This is a genomic window from Ignavibacteria bacterium (assembly GCA_016873775.1).
Lineage (GTDB): Bacteria > Bacteroidota > Ignavibacteria > UBA10030 > F1-140-MAGs086 > JAGXRH01.
Genome location: VGWC01000020.1, coordinates 1 through 17,861, shown reverse-complemented (window position 1 = coordinate 17,861; position 17,861 = coordinate 1). Strand labels below are relative to the sequence as shown.

Below are 17,861 nucleotides of genomic sequence, written 5' to 3'. Positions count from 1 at the left end.
GAAGTAGAAAATACAGAAGTTAAACATTCAATACTTGCGGAACCCGTGAAGTTTTTTTTTCAAACACTTGTTTTAACTATGTTGATGCAACTTTTTCATTATTCGGTATCCGTTTTTTTATGAAGCCCAAATTCGCATTTGCAATTTCTCTTTCTCTTCCGTTTTTCATTGCATATTTTTTTATAACGTATCACCATAACAACGATAACGGATTTTTTAAAGAACAGGAAAACCTCGATAACGATTGGTTTATTACACAACGAAGTTTTCCGCGCGAAGATATTCCTTTCCAAGTTTTGGAAAACGCAAAAAGCGAAATGAACACACGCTTTGCAAATAAAAAAACGTCAGGAATGTGGACGCTTGCCGGACCAACAAACATTGGCGGGAGAATTACATCGCTTATTATTCATCCGACAAACGAAAATATTTTTTTCGCCGGCTCTGCTTCCGGCGGCGTATGGAAAACAACAGATAATGGGAACACGTGGACAAATATTTTCAACGAACATTTTTCCATCGGCGCGCTTTCGTTCGACCCGACAAATCCTAATTGTATCTATGTCGGAACGGGAGAAGCGAATCCTGCGGGAGTTGCAACGTATCCCGGAAACGGCGTATGGAAAACAACCAACGGCGGTGAAACGTGGGCAAACATTGGTTTGGAAAGCACGGGACACATCGGAAAAATAGTTGTCAATCCCAATTATCCGCAAGAAATTTTTGTTGCCGCGCTTGGTTTGTATCGCGGAAAAACACAAGAGCGCGGAGTGTTCAAGTCTTCCAACGGAGGTGCAAACTGGAATCGCGTTCTCTTTCTCAACGATACGACGGGAGCAACAGATATTGTTTTTCATCCAATGAATTCGAGCAGAATGTTTGCGGCAATGTGGACACGGTACCGAACGCCGCGGTACAGTGTTATTTCCGGTGTTGCAAGCGGACTTTTTCTTTCAACCAACGGAGGAGAGAACTGGACGCAAGTAACAGCCGGATTTCCAAATAACGATGAAAATCTTGGAAGAATTTCGCTTGCAATTTCGTCTTCAAACCCAAATACGATATTTGCGCTTGTTGCAGACGGTGTGAACGTAAAAGGAGTTTACAAATCTACGAATGGAGGAAATGATTGGCATCAGGTTAATGATGGCGCGGAAATGTTCGAGTCGCAGGTGTGGTACAATAATATTATCGTTGTTCATCCGACCAATGCGAACGTCGTTTGGTTAGGAATGACTTCGTTTTACAAATCCACGAACGGAGGAACTTCATTTTCAGACATTCTTTCATTTGATGTACACGTTGACCAACACGCTATGGAATACGCTCCATCGAATCCGAATAAAATTGTTTTGGGAAACGACGGCGGAATTTTTGTTTCAACCAACGGAGGAACATCGTGGAATAAATCATTGAATCTTCCGATAACACAGTTTTATGCGGGAACAATAGATTTTCAGTTTTCGAATAAACTTCTTGGCGGAACGCAGGATAACGGAACATTGAGAACAAGCAATAGCACCCACAGTAGTTGGTCTGAAATTTATGGAGGCGATGGTTTTTACTGTCTCGTTGACCCGACGGATTCTAATTTTGTTTATGCAGAATATCAAAACGGTGGTTTAGGATTTTCTACCGATGGCGGAAATTCGTTTGAGGACGGAACGAACGGAATAGGCGCCAACGACAGATTTAATTGGTCAACACCGATTGCAATGGATTTGCAGCATCCCAAAACATTATACGTAGGAACGCAACGCGTGTATCGTACAAAAGATAATATGCAAAACTGGACTGCCATCAGCGGCGATTTAACATACGGGAACGGTGGACGAGTGGGAACAATTTCTACGATTGATGTTTCGCAAACGGATTCGAATGTTATTTATGTCGGAACAGATGACTCGCGCGTGTGGGTAACAACCAACGGCGGAACAAACTGGGTAAACATTGACGACTCGCTTCCGAATCGTTGGGCAACGCGTGTAAGCGTTGACCCGGAATCTGCAAACATTGCGTATGTAACTCTTTCCGGTTTCAATGTGTATGATTTTGGAGGACATATTTTTCGAACAACCAATTTCGGTGCAACGTGGAGCAACATCGGCGAATCGCTCCCCGATATTCCTATCAATGATGTCATTGTGGACGAGCAAAATCGTTCGCATCTTTATATCGCAACGGATTTGAACGTTATGTTCACAACAAATGTAGGAGAAACGTGGAATATTCTCGGCGAAAATTTTCCCGATGTTTCCGTTCACGATTTAACGCTTCATTCACCGACGCGAAAACTTGTTGCGTTTACTCATGGACGGTCTGCGTTTTCGTACAATATAATTATGGGTGCGCAAGAAATTTCTAATAACATTCCTTCTGCGGTTTCACTTTCGCAAAACTATCCGAATCCGTTCAATCCGAAAACGACTATTGGCTTTTCGATGTTGGCAATTAGTAATGTTACGCTGAAAGTATTCGATATTCTCGGAAGAGAAATGGCAACACTATTAAATAACGAAACAAAAGAAGCGGGGAAACACGAAGTTGAGTTTGATGCAAGTGCTTTAACAAGCGGAATGTATGTTTATCGCATATTCGTTACACAACATGGTAAGTTGTGCAACACAGAAACGAAGAAGTTCGTAGTGCTTAAATAACAAATGAATTTATCTAAATTTTTTTTCTTTACCTTTGAATTACAATTCATATTCCGATATATTAAGCAATAATTTTTTTTCACAAATTCATAAGGAAAACAATTCAATGTTGTATCGTTATTTACTTTTCGTTCTCGTGCTTTTTTCTGGAATAAAGTTATTTGCTCAGGAAGCAGAGAGAAGCCCGTTCAAACCAACGGATATTCCTATTTCTTCAAGTCAGTTTTCAGAAGAACAATGGGATGTTCAGTTTGATTATGATTTACAAGCGCTTTCAGGTTTAGGAAGCGCCGGAGCAGAATATGCCGGCGACATATTTTATGTTACCAAATGGAACAGAAATATGTTCTTGCGTTTCGCATCCGACGGAACATTTATAGATTCATTGCCATTAGGTAATTATTCCGGCGCAACCGGCGTTCGGGATTTAGCGTGGGATGGTCAATATTTATACGGAGGAATTGCCGCAGGAAATATGATTGCTGTTATTGACCCGACAATAATGTCAGTTATTAGCACAATTACAACGTCTGTTGCGAGTATCCGCTCTATTGCTTATGACCAGATTCGCGACGGATTTTGGGTAAGCGGTTGGAATGATGCTCTCACTTGTGTAAGCAGAACCGGAACAGTTATTGCAACGATGACCAATGTATTAACAGCAAAATATGGTTCTGCGTACGACCCCTATACCCCCGAAGGTCCGTTTTTGTGGGTATGGGACCAAAGTCAAGGACAAGGTTTTCCCCAGCTGATTCATCAATTTGATTTGACAACGCTTCAAGCAACAGGGGTAACGTTTGACATCAAAACGAAAATTACTACAGCAGGAGCAAATGCAATTGCAGGCGGTTTATTCATCACCAAAGGATTGGCTATGGGAAAAGCAACACTTGGCGGCGTATTTCAAGGAGCTCCCGATAGATTATTCGGATTGGAATTAGCAAATACCGAATCAGGTCCGCTCAATCCTTTTGTCATAAATTCTCCCGAAGCCGGAATAACCGTAACAACATTTCCCGGTTCTCACGACGACATCACGTTTGCTTGGGATACCGCAGCAGCAGGAGCAACATACAATTGGGTATTCGGAACAGCGTTGCCGCAACGATTACTTACGCAATTTTCCTCAACTAATTCTTTGACGATGACATTGGGAGAATTAGATGAAATCCTAAATGATGCAGGCGTTGCTCAAGGTGAATCACTCGTTGGGTCTTGGGACATTTGGGCGTACAGAAACAATGCAGAAAATGACTCATTAAAATCTACCAACGGTCCACGCGCGATTACGTTGAAACGCGAACTTCCTACTCTTTCGCCGTTTAATTTGTATTCCCCTCCATCGGGCGCAACACTTGTAACGTCTTCCAACAATTCCTCAACGGTAATGATTAACTGGGGTTCTTCGGGTCCGGGAGTTATGTATCAATGGAAATTTGGAATTCCATCCATTGCTACCCCCGTGTTCACAATGATTTCTAACAATGATGGATTGGATACGATGATGACTATGAAGAACTACGAAGTTGACGCAACGTTAGCAAGTTTCGGATTAAATCCCGGAGATTCCGTTATCGGTCAATGGGCTGTGTGGGGCTATGCGGGCAACGATTCGTTGAAATCGGCGCAAACGTTTGACCTCACGCTGAAACGTCAGGGGCGTGGCGAAGTATTAGTAACATACGATTCAACAATTACGGATAGCAGAACAAGTCTTGATTCTGTAACCGCAGTTCTTGCAAGATATGGCATTACATACGAAATTATGAATCGCGGCACAATAAGTTCAACTATTTCTTTTTCATTACGCGATTTCAAAAAAGTAATTTGGTTAGGTGAAAATACGAGCACTGCATCTGCTGTACAACGCGACTCTATCAAAGCATATTTAAGCGGCGGTACTTCCGGTATGAAATCAAAACTAATTGTTTTTTCGGAAGATATTGGATGGCAACACGGACGTCCCGGTTCATCAAATCTTGATTTAGATTTCTTGAACAATTATTTAGGCGTTGACTATCTTGCAGACCGTCCAACATCAGGTGCAAATCAAGGATTAGTTGGTGTCGAAATTAATTCCGGCATCGCAGACAGTACCATTGGTGTCTATCCTGAAGTTTTAGGACCATACATCGGAACCAATTGGGTGCCATTGTATCAATTCCGCGGACTTGATAGTTTAAATGCAATTGGTAATTTAACCGATAATTTTACCGTTGCTACGTTTGGTGTTGATATTAGTTCATTACGACCTGCTATTGATAGTCCTCCCGGTTCACCCGTTGAACGCTTTGTCATTGGTGCATTGAATTTTGTAGATGGTATTGTTGGAGTAAGGGACAATAATTCTTCTGCTCCTTCTCAATACGTGCTTTTGCAAAATTATCCTAATCCGTTTAACCCAGCGACGAAAATTCAGTATTCGCTCGCAGGAACGCAGTTGGTAACGTTGAAAATCTACGACATTCTTGGACGAGAAATCCGTACGTTAATCAACAAAACACAAGATGCAGGATACTACACCATAGAATTTGATGCGTCAAATCTACCTTCGGGCACATACATTTACAAACTCTCTGCAGGGAGTTTCGTTTCAACGCAAAAAATGATGCTGGTAAAATAGTATCAGAATTCTTCCCGAACGAAAAAGGACGCGGCGTTTGCTGCGCCCTTTTTTTATTTTTCACAAAATAAAATTCCAAAATAGTAAATCATTATATTTTTCTTGTTTTATTTCTATGAGTGAAAAAAATATTTCTTGCATCCTTTGTTCGTCATGCTCCATCCATCAAATTCCTTTTGGTTACAAGTTCAAAAAAAAATGGCTTCAAGCAATGAAATGCAAACAGTGCGGAATGATTTTCATTCATCCGCAACCAACATCGCAAGAACTTGTTGAATTATACTCGCGTGATTATTTTGAACGCGGAGAATATCGTTGTGGTCACGCGGGAAATTGTTTTGAAGAAGAAGGTGAACGAATAATTAGCCATGAACTTCTTGAAAAAATTTCTCGACAGCAACCCCGTGGAACGTTTTTGGATGTTGGATGCGCAAGCGGGCATCTCCTGAACGCAGTCCGTGAAAAAGGTTACGAAACGTACGGCGTTGAACTTTCCGATGAAGCAGCTCAAAATGCGAGAAATAAGTTCGGACTCAACGTGATTACCGGTGATGTACTTTCTGCAAACTATGAACAGAATTTTTTCGATACCGTTTTCATAGGCGACGTACTTGAACATATTCCCAATCCCGTTTCTGTAATGAAAGAAATTCATCGCATTTCAAAACCGAATGCCCGTGTTATTATATTATGCCCAACACAGACGAACACGCTATTTTCACGCTTTGGCTTTTTTGCTTATCGCATTCTACGAAAAAATGCAACGGTAAATCTTCCGCCGTATCATTTGTTGGAATTTCGTCCGACAAGCATAAAATATTTACTTATACAAAATGGATTTACCGTTGTTGAGATACAAAGTACTGCGATGAAGCCGTCGGAAATAGCTTTGAGAAATTCATTACTTCATAATCTTGCAAAGAAATTTTTTCAATATCCCAATTACGTATTAACACGCACGCTCAATGTGTTCGGAGACAGAATAACAATGATTGCACAAAAAAATAATTCTGAATGATTTCATAATTCTCTATGGTGAAAACTGCACTCATAACCGGTATTTCTGGACAAGACGGGTCCTACCTTGCCGAACTATTATTGCATAAAAACTACACTGTTTATGGAATGGTTCGCCACGACATTACGGAAAAATTTGAACGCATTGAACACATCCGCGACAAACTCATTTTGCGTAAAGCGGATTTGCTTGACCAACTTTCTATTATCAGACTACTGGAAGAAGCAAACCCTGATGAAATTTACAATCTTGCTTCACATTCATTTGTTCCTACATCGTGGACGCAACCGATATTGAGCGCGGATTTCAACGCAATCAGTGTAACAAAAATGTTGGAAGCTGTGCGTCTCGTGAACAAGAAGATTCGTTTTTATCAAGCGAGCAGCAGTGAAATGTTCGGCAACGTCCACGATGTTCCACAAAACGAACGCACTCCGTTCTCTCCGCGAACGCTATACGGTGCGGCAAAAGCGTACGGACATTTTGTAACGGTAAACTATCGTGAGAACTATAACCTTTTCGCTGTTTCCGGAATTCTTTATAACCACGAATCGCCACGCCGCGGGCTTGAATTTGTTACAAGAAAAATTACAAACGGCGTAGCGCGAATTAAGTGCGGGCTTGACGATAACATTGTTCTTGGAAATTTATCCGCTGAACGCGATTGGGGATTTGCCGGAGATTATGTCGAAGCAATGTGGTTAATGCTACAACAAGAAACGCCGCAAGATTATGTTATTGCAACGGGTGTTTCCCATAGCGTAAAAGATTTTTGCGAAATTGCATTCCATCGTGTTGGATTGGAAATGCATAATCACGTAGTAAGCGACCCCAAATTTTTCCGGAAAACGGATACATTTCGTTTGCTTGGAAACGCTTCTCAAGCATTTACTAATCTTGGATGGAATGCGAAAACATCGTTTGAAAATCTTGTAATAATGATGGTGGATGCTGATTGTGAACGAATAAAAAAACAATTGATATAATTTTGTCTCCACTCGTTTACATAATTCTTGTCAATTGGAACGGGAAAAACGATACGCTTGAATGTTTGTCTTCGCTGCAGAAAGTTTCGTATTCAAATTTCAAAATTCTTGTTGTAGATAATGCTTCGCACGATGGAAGCGTTGAGGCAATTCGTACTGATTTTCCAAACGTAGAATTACTCGTCAATAAAGAGAATTTACGTTTTGCCGGTGGAAATAATATTGGAATACAATACGCTTTACAAAACAATGCAGACTACATTTTACTTCTCAACAACGATACAACAGTCGAACCAAATTTTCTTTCCGAACTCATAATCGTTGCAGGAAATCAAAATGAAATTGGAATTGTCGGCGCAAAAATTTTTTACTACACAGACAATAAAAGAATTTGGTTCGCTGGTGGAACTATTAATTTGAAAACGGGAATAACAAAGCATCGGGGAATTCGTACTATTGACGTGGGACAATTCAATAACGAAGAAGAAGTTGGCTATATCACGGGCTGTTGTATGCTCGTAAAACGTGAAGTCATAGATAAAATCGGAATGTTAGACGAATCATATTTTATTTACGGCGAAGACGCAGATTGGTGTTTACGCGCAAAGAAAGTTGGTTTCAAATTGATGTATGCTCCTTCTTCGGTTGCGTATCATAAAGTTTCTGTAAGTTCTGGCGGAAATTTTTCTTGGTTTAAAAATTGGAACAAACTCAAAAGCAATCTGCGTTTACTGTGGCGATATGCAGATTGGTATTATTGGTTCATCATTCCGTTTACATTTCCTCTTGGCGTGTTCACAACTTACATTCGCGCAAAACGTGAATCGAAAGAATTAGGAATGTAAATGGAATTCGGTAAACATCTCAAAAAAGGTTTTTGGGGATTTGCAGATAAAAGTTTGCCTGCAATTTACGGGCTTGGTTTTGTGTTTCTTGTTATACGCGTTTTACCAAAAGAAGAGTTCGGAACGTACGTGCTGATTCAAAATTTGTTTCTTCTTCTTGTTGCGGCTGGTTCGAGTTTTGCGTTGCAGCCAATGGTAAAATATGCCGCCGAAACAGAAGAGATTTCCGAAATTGTAACAACGGGAAATTGGATGTATGTATCCTTCGTTGTTATTTTTGGAGCACTCATTGCAGTGTTGAAAGAGCAATTTGCGCAACTTTTTCATTCTCCATCGTTTTCATTGCTTGCGTGGTTTCTTCCCTTAATGCTAATTCTTTCTTCGCTGCGAACAGTAATTTTATATTTGTTCCAATCGAAAATACAAATCAAGCAAATGTTTTGGATAAATGCCGTGTATTTTCTCGGCTCGTTGCTTCTTATCGCATTTGCTTTTCAAAACATTGCGAACCAAACCGCGTTCACAATATTGTTAATTAACACAATCACACTTGCATTGTCTTCATTACTTGCAATAGTTATTGTTCCGTTTTCTTTTCGCAAAGGAATATTGAAAAGTTTATTTCAATTGAGCATCGAAAAAGAAACAGCGAAAAAGTTTTGGCATTATGGAAAATATTCTTTCGGTGCGTCGGCAACATATACGCTATACACACAAGCGGATAGTTTTATTCTTGCAACCGTCCTCGGACCAATTTCTGTTGCGGTGTACAATGCCGCAAAAATTTTCACACGCGTTTTTGATGTCGTGTTACAAGTCATCATTACGTTTTTAATGCCAACATCTTCAAAACTTTCAGCGCAAAATAATTCTTCCGAACTTCTTGCTCTTGCAGAAAAATCAATGTTCGTTTTTACTGTGCTTGTTTTTCCCGTAGCGCTATTCTTTTGGTTTTTTGCCCCGCAAATAATTTCTCTTTTATATGTTGACAAATATCCCGAAGCGATTCCGGTTCTTCGTATTCTTGCTGTTGCCGGAATATGTATTCCAACAATTGGAGTTGCTTCGAGTTTTCTCTATGGAATCGGAAAAATGAAGGAAGTATTTGTTGCAAGCACAATAAATGTATTTGTTGCAATCGCGTTGTTTTATCTCGGAATTTTATTCAGCGGAATTATCGGGGGAGCAATTTCCATTGTTCTCACTTCTGTTTTGATGATGTTCACGTATTCGTTTACGCTTGTTCGCTTTGGAAAAGTTCAGGTGAAACTTGTAAATGTTGTTCTCCGGTACAAAGATGCAGTTTCGTTTTCTAAAAAAATCTTTTCAAAAGAATAAGCAATGAAACAACTCTTCTTCTCACTCTTCAGATTTTTTCAGCGCATACTCAAAGGAAGCGGACTTGGGAAAATTCCGTTTCTAAAAAAACTTCGCGACTTCATCTACAACCTTTTCCGCCCAAAATCCGTAACACAAATTGAAATTGAAGGAATAAAACTTTTCGTTGACCCGGAAGACGAAGCGATTGGAAAATTATTTCTTGTACATACACGCTACGAACCAACAGAAACCGATTTAATAAAATCAATTTTGAAATCGAGGATGACGCTTGTAGATATTGGCGCAAACATTGGTTATTATTCAATTCTCGCATCGAAATGCGTTGGAGAAAAAGGAAAAGTATTTTGTTTTGAACCTGCTCCTTCAAATTTTTCTTTCTTGCAAAGAAATATTGTTGCGAACAATGCGCGAAATATTACTGCTGTTCAAAAAGCAGTTTCAGATAAAAAAGGAACATTAGAATTATTTATGGATGAACATCTTTCCGGCGGACATCAAATTTTTAATTCCGGCTTGAAGTCGAAATCAGTTCAAGTCGAAACAATTTCCATAGATGAGTTTTTTCAAAACCAAAACACGAAAATTGATTTGTTGAAAATTGATATTGAAGGAGCGGAAATGTATGCGTTGAAAGGAATGAAACAAACGTTTGCCGCAAATCCACAGCTGAAATTGGTCACAGAATTTTATCCAACAATGATTGAGCAATGCGGTTTTTCTCCCCAACAATATTTGAACGAACTTCGCGCAATTGGCTTTTCACTTTCCATTATTGACGAGGAAAAGAAAAAAATCTACAAGGCAAACGACGAGGAAATTTTTTCTGTTGCAAGCATTGACGGAACAACAAACCTTATTTGCGAGAGATGAACATCGCAATTTATAATCCATATTGGTCTTCGCTCGGCGGCGGAGAAAAAGTTGTTACGATTCTTGGTGAGGTTTTGTCGAAAAATAAAACTACGAACGTTACATTTCTGTATGCGGAAGAAAATTTTTCAACAGAAAAGTTAGCAATGTATTACAACGCTGATTTGTCGAATGTTCAGTCGCAACAAATAAAAAATCTTTCTGAAGTGAAGGCGATTTCAAAACAGTGTGATGTGTTGTTTGCTCTTACAAATTTTCGCGCAATTCCCTCTAACGCCAAAGCGACAGTTTTTATTTTGCAAGCACCGTACGGAAAAATCAATGTTACAAGCGCAATTAAAAAATTTGCAAGAGGGAAAGCAAAAGAAAGCGTGAAAGATTTATTCCGAATGCAACTACTGAAACGAAGCAAAAATATTTCTCTCGTTGCCGTGTATTCCGAATACGTGCGGAATTCTTTACTTCATCATCACAACAGAAATAGTTTTATTCTTTCTCCCCCAATTGATGATTTTTTTCTTGCAGGAATAAAGAAAGAAAAAATAATTTTAAGTGTCGGAAGAATTTTTGCAGGATTATACAATCAAAAGAGATATGATATTACGACAAAAGCGTTTCGAGAACTTTCAAAAAAAGATTTGCACGATTGGGAATATCATATCGTTGGAAGCGTTGCGGGAGATGTAAGGACAAAAAAAATGGTTGAGCAACTGCAAAAAGAAAACCAAAATTTTCCCGTTCACTTTCATTTCAATGAACCGTATGCAAAACTGAAAGAATGGTACAATCGCGCTTCAATATTTTGGCATGCAGCCGGTTATGAAGTTGATGAAGAAAAATTTCCCGAGCGCGCGGAACATTTTGGGATGTCAACGCTTGAAGCAATGTCCGCAAATGCTGTTCCGATAGTTGTAAATAAAGGTGGGCAAAAAGAAATTGTGCAAAATGGAATGAACGGATTTTTGTGGGAAACAACTACTGATTTGAAAAGGCAAACGCTCGAGGTTGCCTCCAATGAAAATTTAAGAAATGAAATTTCTCTCTATGCTCGCAAACGATTTTCAGATTTTGACAGGGAACATTTTTTTCGTCGGGTGGAGGAATTGATGAAAGAAATTCTTTAAACCATACTTATTCTCTTAGTCTTCTTGCATACATCTCTCCTTTCTCTCCTTCTCCTTTGATTTCGTACAAACGAATTAACCATTCGAACAATTGTTTCGGCTCGGAAACAACTTCAATACCTTCAACAAGAAATGAAATCAAATCATCAATTGGTGGAAGATTGACAATCGGGTCGAAACAATCGCACAGTTTTACGTACGGCGCAATTTCATTTGCATTTACTTTCGCCGCCTTTCTGTAATATGTGAACGCAAGTTCGTAATTATCTTTTTGCGCATATGTAGTTTCAAAAACGGATGCGAGCCAGAAGTATACATCGTAGGAAATATGGGAAAATTCTTTCGCAAGTTTTTCTCCGAACAAACATAATTCTTCTGGTGAAAGTGATGGATTCCAAAACAATTGGCTATACATCCCAATATCGTCAATCTGTTGAAGCAAAGCACTTTCAAATGCATCAAAGATTTCGTCGAAATCATTCGATTCGGAGAAACACTTGTGAATTTGTTCGGGTGAGTATGATGACATAACAATACGATGAATGTTAAGACTTTTTCATTGGTATTTTTTTCAACACTGAAATTGTTGCATCAAAAACCATTTCTGCGGAAATATTTTTCATACAATCAAACATTTGAATTGGGCAAACATTTCCACCGTGAATTCCACACGGGCGACACGAAAGACTTTTCATTTCGATAATGGAATCAAATTCTCCGTTCGGCGCAAAACCGAACTCGGGAATTGTCGCCCCGAATATTGCTACCACAGGAGTTCGCATTGCTACCGCCAAATGCATCGGCGCCGAATCATTGCTTACGAGAACGCTACTTCGATGAATAATTTCTGAAGATTGAAGAAGAGTAAATTTTCCAGCAGAATTGAAAATGTTTTTTTCTGATACAGAACGTTGTATTTCTGCACAAAGGCGCTCATCGTTTTTTCCCCCAACAAAAATAATAGAAAAGTTTTTTTCCGAAAATTTTTTTGAAAGAGAAATGAAATGCTCTTTCAACCAACGCTTCGTGTTCCAAACGCTTCCCGGTGCAATGGCTATGATGGTTCTTTCCGCAGGAATGTTCTGTTGAATAAAAAAATCTGAGACGGTTTTTTTATCACGTTCAGAAGGAAAAAGATTGGGAAGAATTTTTTCTTTCGTTGAAAATCCCAATGGCTCAAGTAACAGCAAGTTGCGCTCTATTTCGTGAATATTTTTTTCACACTCAACGATATTTGTCAACCAAAACTTTCCACTACTTGTAGAAAAACCAATGCGTTTCGGTATTTGTGCAACCAGCGCAAGCAACGAACTTCGCAACGAACGATGCGGGATAAGTGCAATGTTGTAACACATTTTTCGCAAGTTCTTCGCGGTTCGGAGCAGCCCTAGAAATCCAGAATCTTTCTTGTGCTTATCAAAAACTTTTGTTTCAAAAATTAACGGATGATTTTCTAATACGTTCACGGTTGATGGAATTACAACAACATCAACAGTAGCATTGGGAAACCATTGTTTTACTGCCTGAACTAACGGAAGCGTAAGCACAGCATCCCCGATATACGCAGTTTGAATGATAAGGATTTTCATTGCACGTTTTTCCATCTTCGGTGCATCCATAGCCACTGCTCGGGATATTGACGTATTACTTTTTCGAGTATCGTCGTATGTCGCTGGGTGAGGATTTGAATATTTTCGTCTGTGTATTCTTTCAGGTCGTCGTACTCAATTTCTTCATAATATATTTTATACGAAAAATTTTTCTGTCGAATACAAAATAACATAAATAATGGTGCTCTCGTTTTCAAACAAAATGCCGCAGGGCCCTTAAAAGTGGCTACGCTCCTTCCAAAAAAATTTACATATACGCTTTCTTTTGGCGCGCTTTGGTCCGAAAGTAGCGCAAGAACTTTTTGTTCATTCAAGGTTCTCATTGCAACTTTTATTGCGTGTTCCATTGGGATTACTTCATTTCCAAATTTTGTACGAATACGATTTATTTCCTTGTTTACTTTCTCATTGTGCTGCGTTTTTATTATTACAATTAATGGATGCGAAAGAGACACCCCAACTCTTGCGGCAAGCAATTCCCAATTTCCAATATGTCCCGATAATAATACCGCTCCATTCTTCTTGCTATGAATTTTCGAAAAGAAATTGCTATCGTCAAATAGAATAGTTTTTTCAAGTTGTTCGATGGATGTTTTTTTTAAACGTAAAAATTCGAATATCGTCATTCCAATATTTTCAAATGAGCAGCGGGTGAGAATGCGAACTTCGTTCTTTGATTTTTCAGGAAATGCAGTTTGTAAATTTTTCTCGGCAATTTTTTTTCTTGAAGAAAGGAGATGATAAAAAAACCTTCCGCAAATTTTTCCAATCACTTGTACTGAAGAAATCGGTATTTTATTTAATATAACCTCAAGAAATTTATATCCGAGAAATTCTAATTGATAACGCATAAGTAAAAATTACAAAATCATTTTATAGCATTCAAATATTTGATGGTGAAAATTTATTTTTGTATTATTTCCTTTAACTATGTATTCGTTAGAAGATACAATCGCCGCAATTGCAACTCCGCTTGGCGAAGGAGGATTAGCCGTTCTTCGTGTAAGTGGAAAAAATGCAATTACTTCCGTGGAAAAATTTTTCGATGGAAAACAAAAGCTTTCCCTAGCGAAAACACATACTGCTCATTTTGGTAACTTTACCGATGGAAAAGGAAATGTTATTGACGAAGTTGTAACTACAATTTTTCTTTCCGCAAAATCTTACACGGGGGAAAACGTAGTAGAAATATCTTGCCACGGAAGCATTTTTGTGGCAAGAAAAATTTTAGAAATTTTGCTCACAAACAAGATTCGGCTTGCAGAACCAGGAGAATTTACCAAAAGAGCATTCTTAAATGGCAAGATTGACTTGCCACAAGCAGAGGCGGTTGCGGATTTAATAAAGGCAAATTCTGAGATTGCACAAAAATGTTCATTTTCGCAAATCAAAGGGGAATTATCAAGCCAAACAAAAAAAATTGGTGGCAAGATATTAGATTTATGCAGTATGCTGGAACTAGAACTTGATTTCGTTGAAGAAGATTATCAGTTTGCCACAAAGGAAAAAATAGTATCAGAATTAAATTTTTTGATTGGCAAAATAGAAAATTTGCTTGCCTCATATAAAATTGGCAGATTTTATAGAGATGGAGTAAACGTTGTAATTTCAGGAATACCGAATGTTGGCAAGTCGAGTTTGCTCAACGCCTTGCTCCAAGAAAACAAGGCAATTGTTACGGAAATTCCTGGCACGACAAGAGATGTTGTAGAAGGTGAATTACTTCTTGATGGCATTCTCTTTCGCTTCTTTGATACTGCTGGAATTAGAGAAACGAAAAACATCATTGAAGAAGAAGGAATTCGAAGAAGTTATGAGAAAATGGCGGCGGCGGATTTAACATTAATTGTGAATGATTCTACCGACGCGACAAATGATTGTAGTGATGTTTCAAAAATCAACATACCTAATATTACTCATCAACGGCAATTTGCAAAATCTGCGGAAAACAGTCTCCCGTGGATTTCGTGCATGACCGCAGATGGAATTATTCGAGATACTGCAAAATTATCTGATTTTAATTTTGAAACAAAAAAGCAAATAACTGTTTTCAATAAAGTAGATTTGTTATCAGATGAGCGGCAAAATAAACTTCGCACAGAAATAGAACACACAAACTTAGATTACGTTTTTGTATCAGCAAAAACACATTTAGGAATTATCGAACTACAAAAAAAAATTCTCGAACTTACAGTTTATGAAAATGGAGAAATTGCAAACGTTTCTGTGCTTACCAATACTCGCCATAAAGAACTTTTCGGGAAAATACAAGAGTGCATCAAGAACGCGCTGAATGGAGTTTCTGAAGAGAAAACGACAGAGTTGATTGTCCTTGATTTACGAAGCGCACTTAACTTCATTGGCGAAATTACAGGCGAAGTTACAACCGAAGAAATTCTGAATAACATATTTTCAAAATTTTGTATTGGAAAATAGTTTCACGTGAAACAAACAAAAAATAAATACGATATCATCGTAATCGGTTGCGGACATGCCGGCATCGAAGCATCAATTGCTTCAGCGAAACTTGGTTGCAAAACATTGCTCGTTACAATGTCAAAAGATTCGATTGGAAGAATGTCGTGCAATCCTTCAATCGGCGGAACCGCAAAAGGGCAACTTGCACGAGAAGTTGATGCCCTCGGTGGAGTAATGGGAAAACTTGCAGACTTATCAGGAATTCATTTCCGAATGTTGAACACGTCAAAAGGTCCGGCTGTTTGGTCGCCGCGTTCTCAAAATGATAGAGAACTTTATGCACGAAAAGCACGAGAACTTATTCTATCTCAAACAAATCTCGATTTACTCGAGGATTCTGTGGATGAAATTCTTTCAGAGTATTCGAACGAAGAAAGAAAAATTACTGGAATTACTACTACTTATCACGGGCAAATAAATTGCTCTGTGCTTGTTATTTGCGCAGGAACATTTCTACGAAGTTTGATGCACACTGGCTTTTCACAAACAGTTGGTGGAAGATTTGGGGAAAAGTCGTCTTCTGGAATTTCTCCATCGCTCGAAAAACTTGGCTTTGAAATCGGTAGATTGAAAACTGGAACCCCACCTCGCATTGATATTGATTCAATAGATTTTTCAAGCATCGAGTTGCAACCGGGAGATGATAATCCGCAACCTTTTTCTTTTCAAACAGAGAAAATAATAAATGCTCAAATTCCGATGTATTTGACACATACGAACGAAAAAACGCACGAAATTTTACGCAAAGGATTTGAACGTTCGCCACTCTTTACAGGAATTATCAAAGGAAAAGGTCCACGATATTGTCCATCAGTTGAGGATAAAATTGCGCGATTTTCTGACAAAGGAAGTCATCATATTTTTCTTGAGCCGGAAGGATATAAAACTAACTTCGTTTATGTCAACGGATTTTCCACAAGTCTTCCACAAGAAATTCAACTGTACGGAATGAGAACAATTGCAGGGTTGGAAAACGTAAAAATGCTTCGTCACGGTTACGCTGTGGAATACGATTACTTTCCATCATATCAACTCAAACTTTCTCTGGAAACAAAACTTGTTGGTGGACTTTTTCATGCGGGACAAATCAACGGAACTTCCGGTTACGAAGAAGCGGCGGCACAGGGATTGATTGCCGGTATAAACGCGGCGCACTATGTTCACAACAAAGAGCCGTTTATCTTGAAGCGCAGCGAAGCATATATCGGAGTTTTGATTGACGACTTGGTGAACTTGCTTATTGACGAGCCGTATCGAATGTTCACTTCGCGTGCGGAGTATCGTTTGCTGTTGCGACAGGATAATGCGGATAGAAGATTGACAAAAATTGGTTACAACATTGGGCTTGTTGATGAAGTGGCAAAACAACGATTAGACAAAAAAGAAGAAATGATAACTCGACTTTCGCAGTTCGTAAATGAAAATACAATTGCCCCGGAGGAAGTCAACGATTATCTAAAGTCTCAAAACGAAATGCCGATTACACAGCGAGAACCAATTGCAAAACTTGTAAAACGCTCGAATGTGAAGTTGGTGGATTTGCTAAGTGTAGCCCACTTTGAAAGTGGACTACACTTAAAAGGTCGTATCGAAAAAGAATCCATTGAGCAAGTAGAAATAGACTTAAAATACGACGGCTACATCTCTCGCCAGAAAATTGATGTAGAGAAATTTGAAAAGTCAGAGAATATAACCGTGCCGGAAAGTTTTGATTACACGCGTGTTCGCTCGCTTTCAGCGGAGGGAAAAGAAAAACTCTCACACATACGACCGCAAACACTTGGGCAAGCATCGCGGATAAGTGGAGTTACTCCATCGGATATTTCTGTGCTGCTCGTGTATTTGCATAGATGATTTTTTTTGCTCACGCAAAGACGCAAAGTAGAAAAATATTTTCTTTGCGGCTTTGCGTAAGATAATGACTCGTTTCACGTGAAACGAGTACATCAGTATGTTCAACAATAGCTTTTAGAAATCAAATGAAACGAATAATTATATTATTAACTTTTTTATTGACTCTCTGGGTAGTGTCAATAAATGGGGAGTGGGAAAAAGCGTATTTTCCATCAAAACCTTCGGCTGGTCCTGTTGTAGATATTTATTTTACCGACATATTAAACGGTTGGGCGGTCGGATTCAATCGATGGTTGCCTGCACAGGTAACTTTAAAATGGCACAAGGTAGAGCAGGCTTTAAGTTACAGATTCCAGCAAGGAAGTTTCCTTACTTTTTGACAATAAGGAAATGCAAGCAGGCAAACACACCATGAATGGAACGCAGAGAATTTTCAGAGCGGAATTTATTTT

At 38.9% G+C, this 17,861-nt stretch carries 13 protein-coding genes; 10 read left to right on the top strand and 3 right to left on the bottom strand.

Going from position 1 to position 17,861, the window contains the following annotated elements; genetic code table 11:
- The first annotated feature begins 119 nt into the window (after window positions 1-119).
- From FJ218_04570 to FJ218_04535, 8 genes are all read left to right on the top strand, one after another.
- Entirely contained in the window at window positions 120-2,657 is a 2,538-nt protein-coding gene (locus tag FJ218_04570) for a T9SS type A sorting domain-containing protein (GenBank protein ID MBM4166180.1), read from the top strand.
- Between the two features lie 106 nt (window positions 2,658-2,763).
- The gene (locus tag FJ218_04565; GenBank protein ID MBM4166179.1) at window positions 2,764-5,283 is read left to right on the top strand and encodes a T9SS type A sorting domain-containing protein; all 2,520 of its coding nucleotides are present in this window, start codon (window positions 2,764-2,766) and stop codon (window positions 5,281-5,283) included.
- A gap of 115 nt (window positions 5,284-5,398) precedes the next feature.
- Entirely contained in the window at window positions 5,399-6,301 is a 903-nt protein-coding gene (locus FJ218_04560) for a class I SAM-dependent methyltransferase (protein ID MBM4166178.1), read from the top strand.
- A 14-nt stretch (window positions 6,302-6,315) separates the two neighbouring features.
- Window positions 6,316-7,287, top strand: a complete 972-nt coding sequence (locus FJ218_04555) for a GDP-mannose 4,6-dehydratase (protein MBM4166177.1) — start codon at window positions 6,316-6,318, stop codon at window positions 7,285-7,287.
- Complete coding sequence (locus FJ218_04550) at window positions 7,278-8,132, top strand: glycosyltransferase family 2 protein (protein MBM4166176.1); 855 nt, start codon at window positions 7,278-7,280, stop codon at window positions 8,130-8,132. The genes FJ218_04555 and FJ218_04550 overlap by 10 nt, the downstream gene beginning before the upstream one ends.
- Window positions 8,133-9,470, top strand: coding sequence for a hypothetical protein (locus tag FJ218_04545; GenBank protein MBM4166175.1), 1,338 nt, complete (start codon window positions 8,133-8,135; stop codon window positions 9,468-9,470). It begins immediately after the preceding gene.
- A gap of 3 nt (window positions 9,471-9,473) precedes the next feature.
- Window positions 9,474-10,343 carry an FkbM family methyltransferase gene (locus FJ218_04540; GenBank protein ID MBM4166174.1) on the top strand — a complete coding sequence of 290 codons (870 nt, stop codon included), beginning with the start codon at window positions 9,474-9,476 and terminating at the stop codon, window positions 10,341-10,343.
- Window positions 10,340-11,467, top strand: a complete 1,128-nt coding sequence (locus FJ218_04535; GenBank protein MBM4166173.1) for a glycosyltransferase — start codon at window positions 10,340-10,342, stop codon at window positions 11,465-11,467. Before FJ218_04540 ends, FJ218_04535 begins: the two co-directional genes overlap by 4 nt.
- Before the next feature lie 7 nt (window positions 11,468-11,474).
- Here FJ218_04535 and FJ218_04530 read toward each other — a convergent pair whose 3' ends face one another.
- Genes FJ218_04530 through FJ218_04520 form a run of 3 tightly spaced genes read right to left on the bottom strand, consistent with a single transcriptional unit; the run spans window position 11,475 to window position 13,928 of the window.
- Complete coding sequence (locus tag FJ218_04530) at window positions 11,475-11,996, bottom strand: hypothetical protein (GenBank protein MBM4166172.1); 522 nt, start codon at window positions 11,994-11,996, stop codon at window positions 11,475-11,477.
- Between the two features lie 16 nt (window positions 11,997-12,012).
- A complete protein-coding gene (gene waaF, locus FJ218_04525; GenBank protein MBM4166171.1) occupies window positions 12,013-13,086 on the bottom strand; it encodes a lipopolysaccharide heptosyltransferase II in 1,074 nt (357 codons plus the stop codon).
- A complete protein-coding gene (locus FJ218_04520; protein MBM4166170.1) occupies window positions 13,053-13,928 on the bottom strand; it encodes a hypothetical protein in 876 nt (291 codons plus the stop codon). Before FJ218_04520 ends, waaF begins: the two co-directional genes overlap by 34 nt.
- Before the next feature lie 79 nt (window positions 13,929-14,007).
- Here FJ218_04520 and mnmE point away from each other — a divergent pair, with 79 nt between their 5' ends.
- Window positions 14,008-15,513 carry a tRNA uridine-5-carboxymethylaminomethyl(34) synthesis GTPase MnmE gene (gene mnmE / locus FJ218_04515; GenBank protein ID MBM4166169.1) on the top strand — a complete coding sequence of 502 codons (1,506 nt, stop codon included), beginning with the start codon at window positions 14,008-14,010 and terminating at the stop codon, window positions 15,511-15,513.
- A 6-nt stretch (window positions 15,514-15,519) separates the two neighbouring features.
- Entirely contained in the window at window positions 15,520-17,409 is a 1,890-nt protein-coding gene (mnmG, locus tag FJ218_04510; GenBank protein ID MBM4166168.1) for a tRNA uridine-5-carboxymethylaminomethyl(34) synthesis enzyme MnmG, read from the top strand.
- Window positions 17,410-17,861 lie beyond the last annotated feature (452 nt).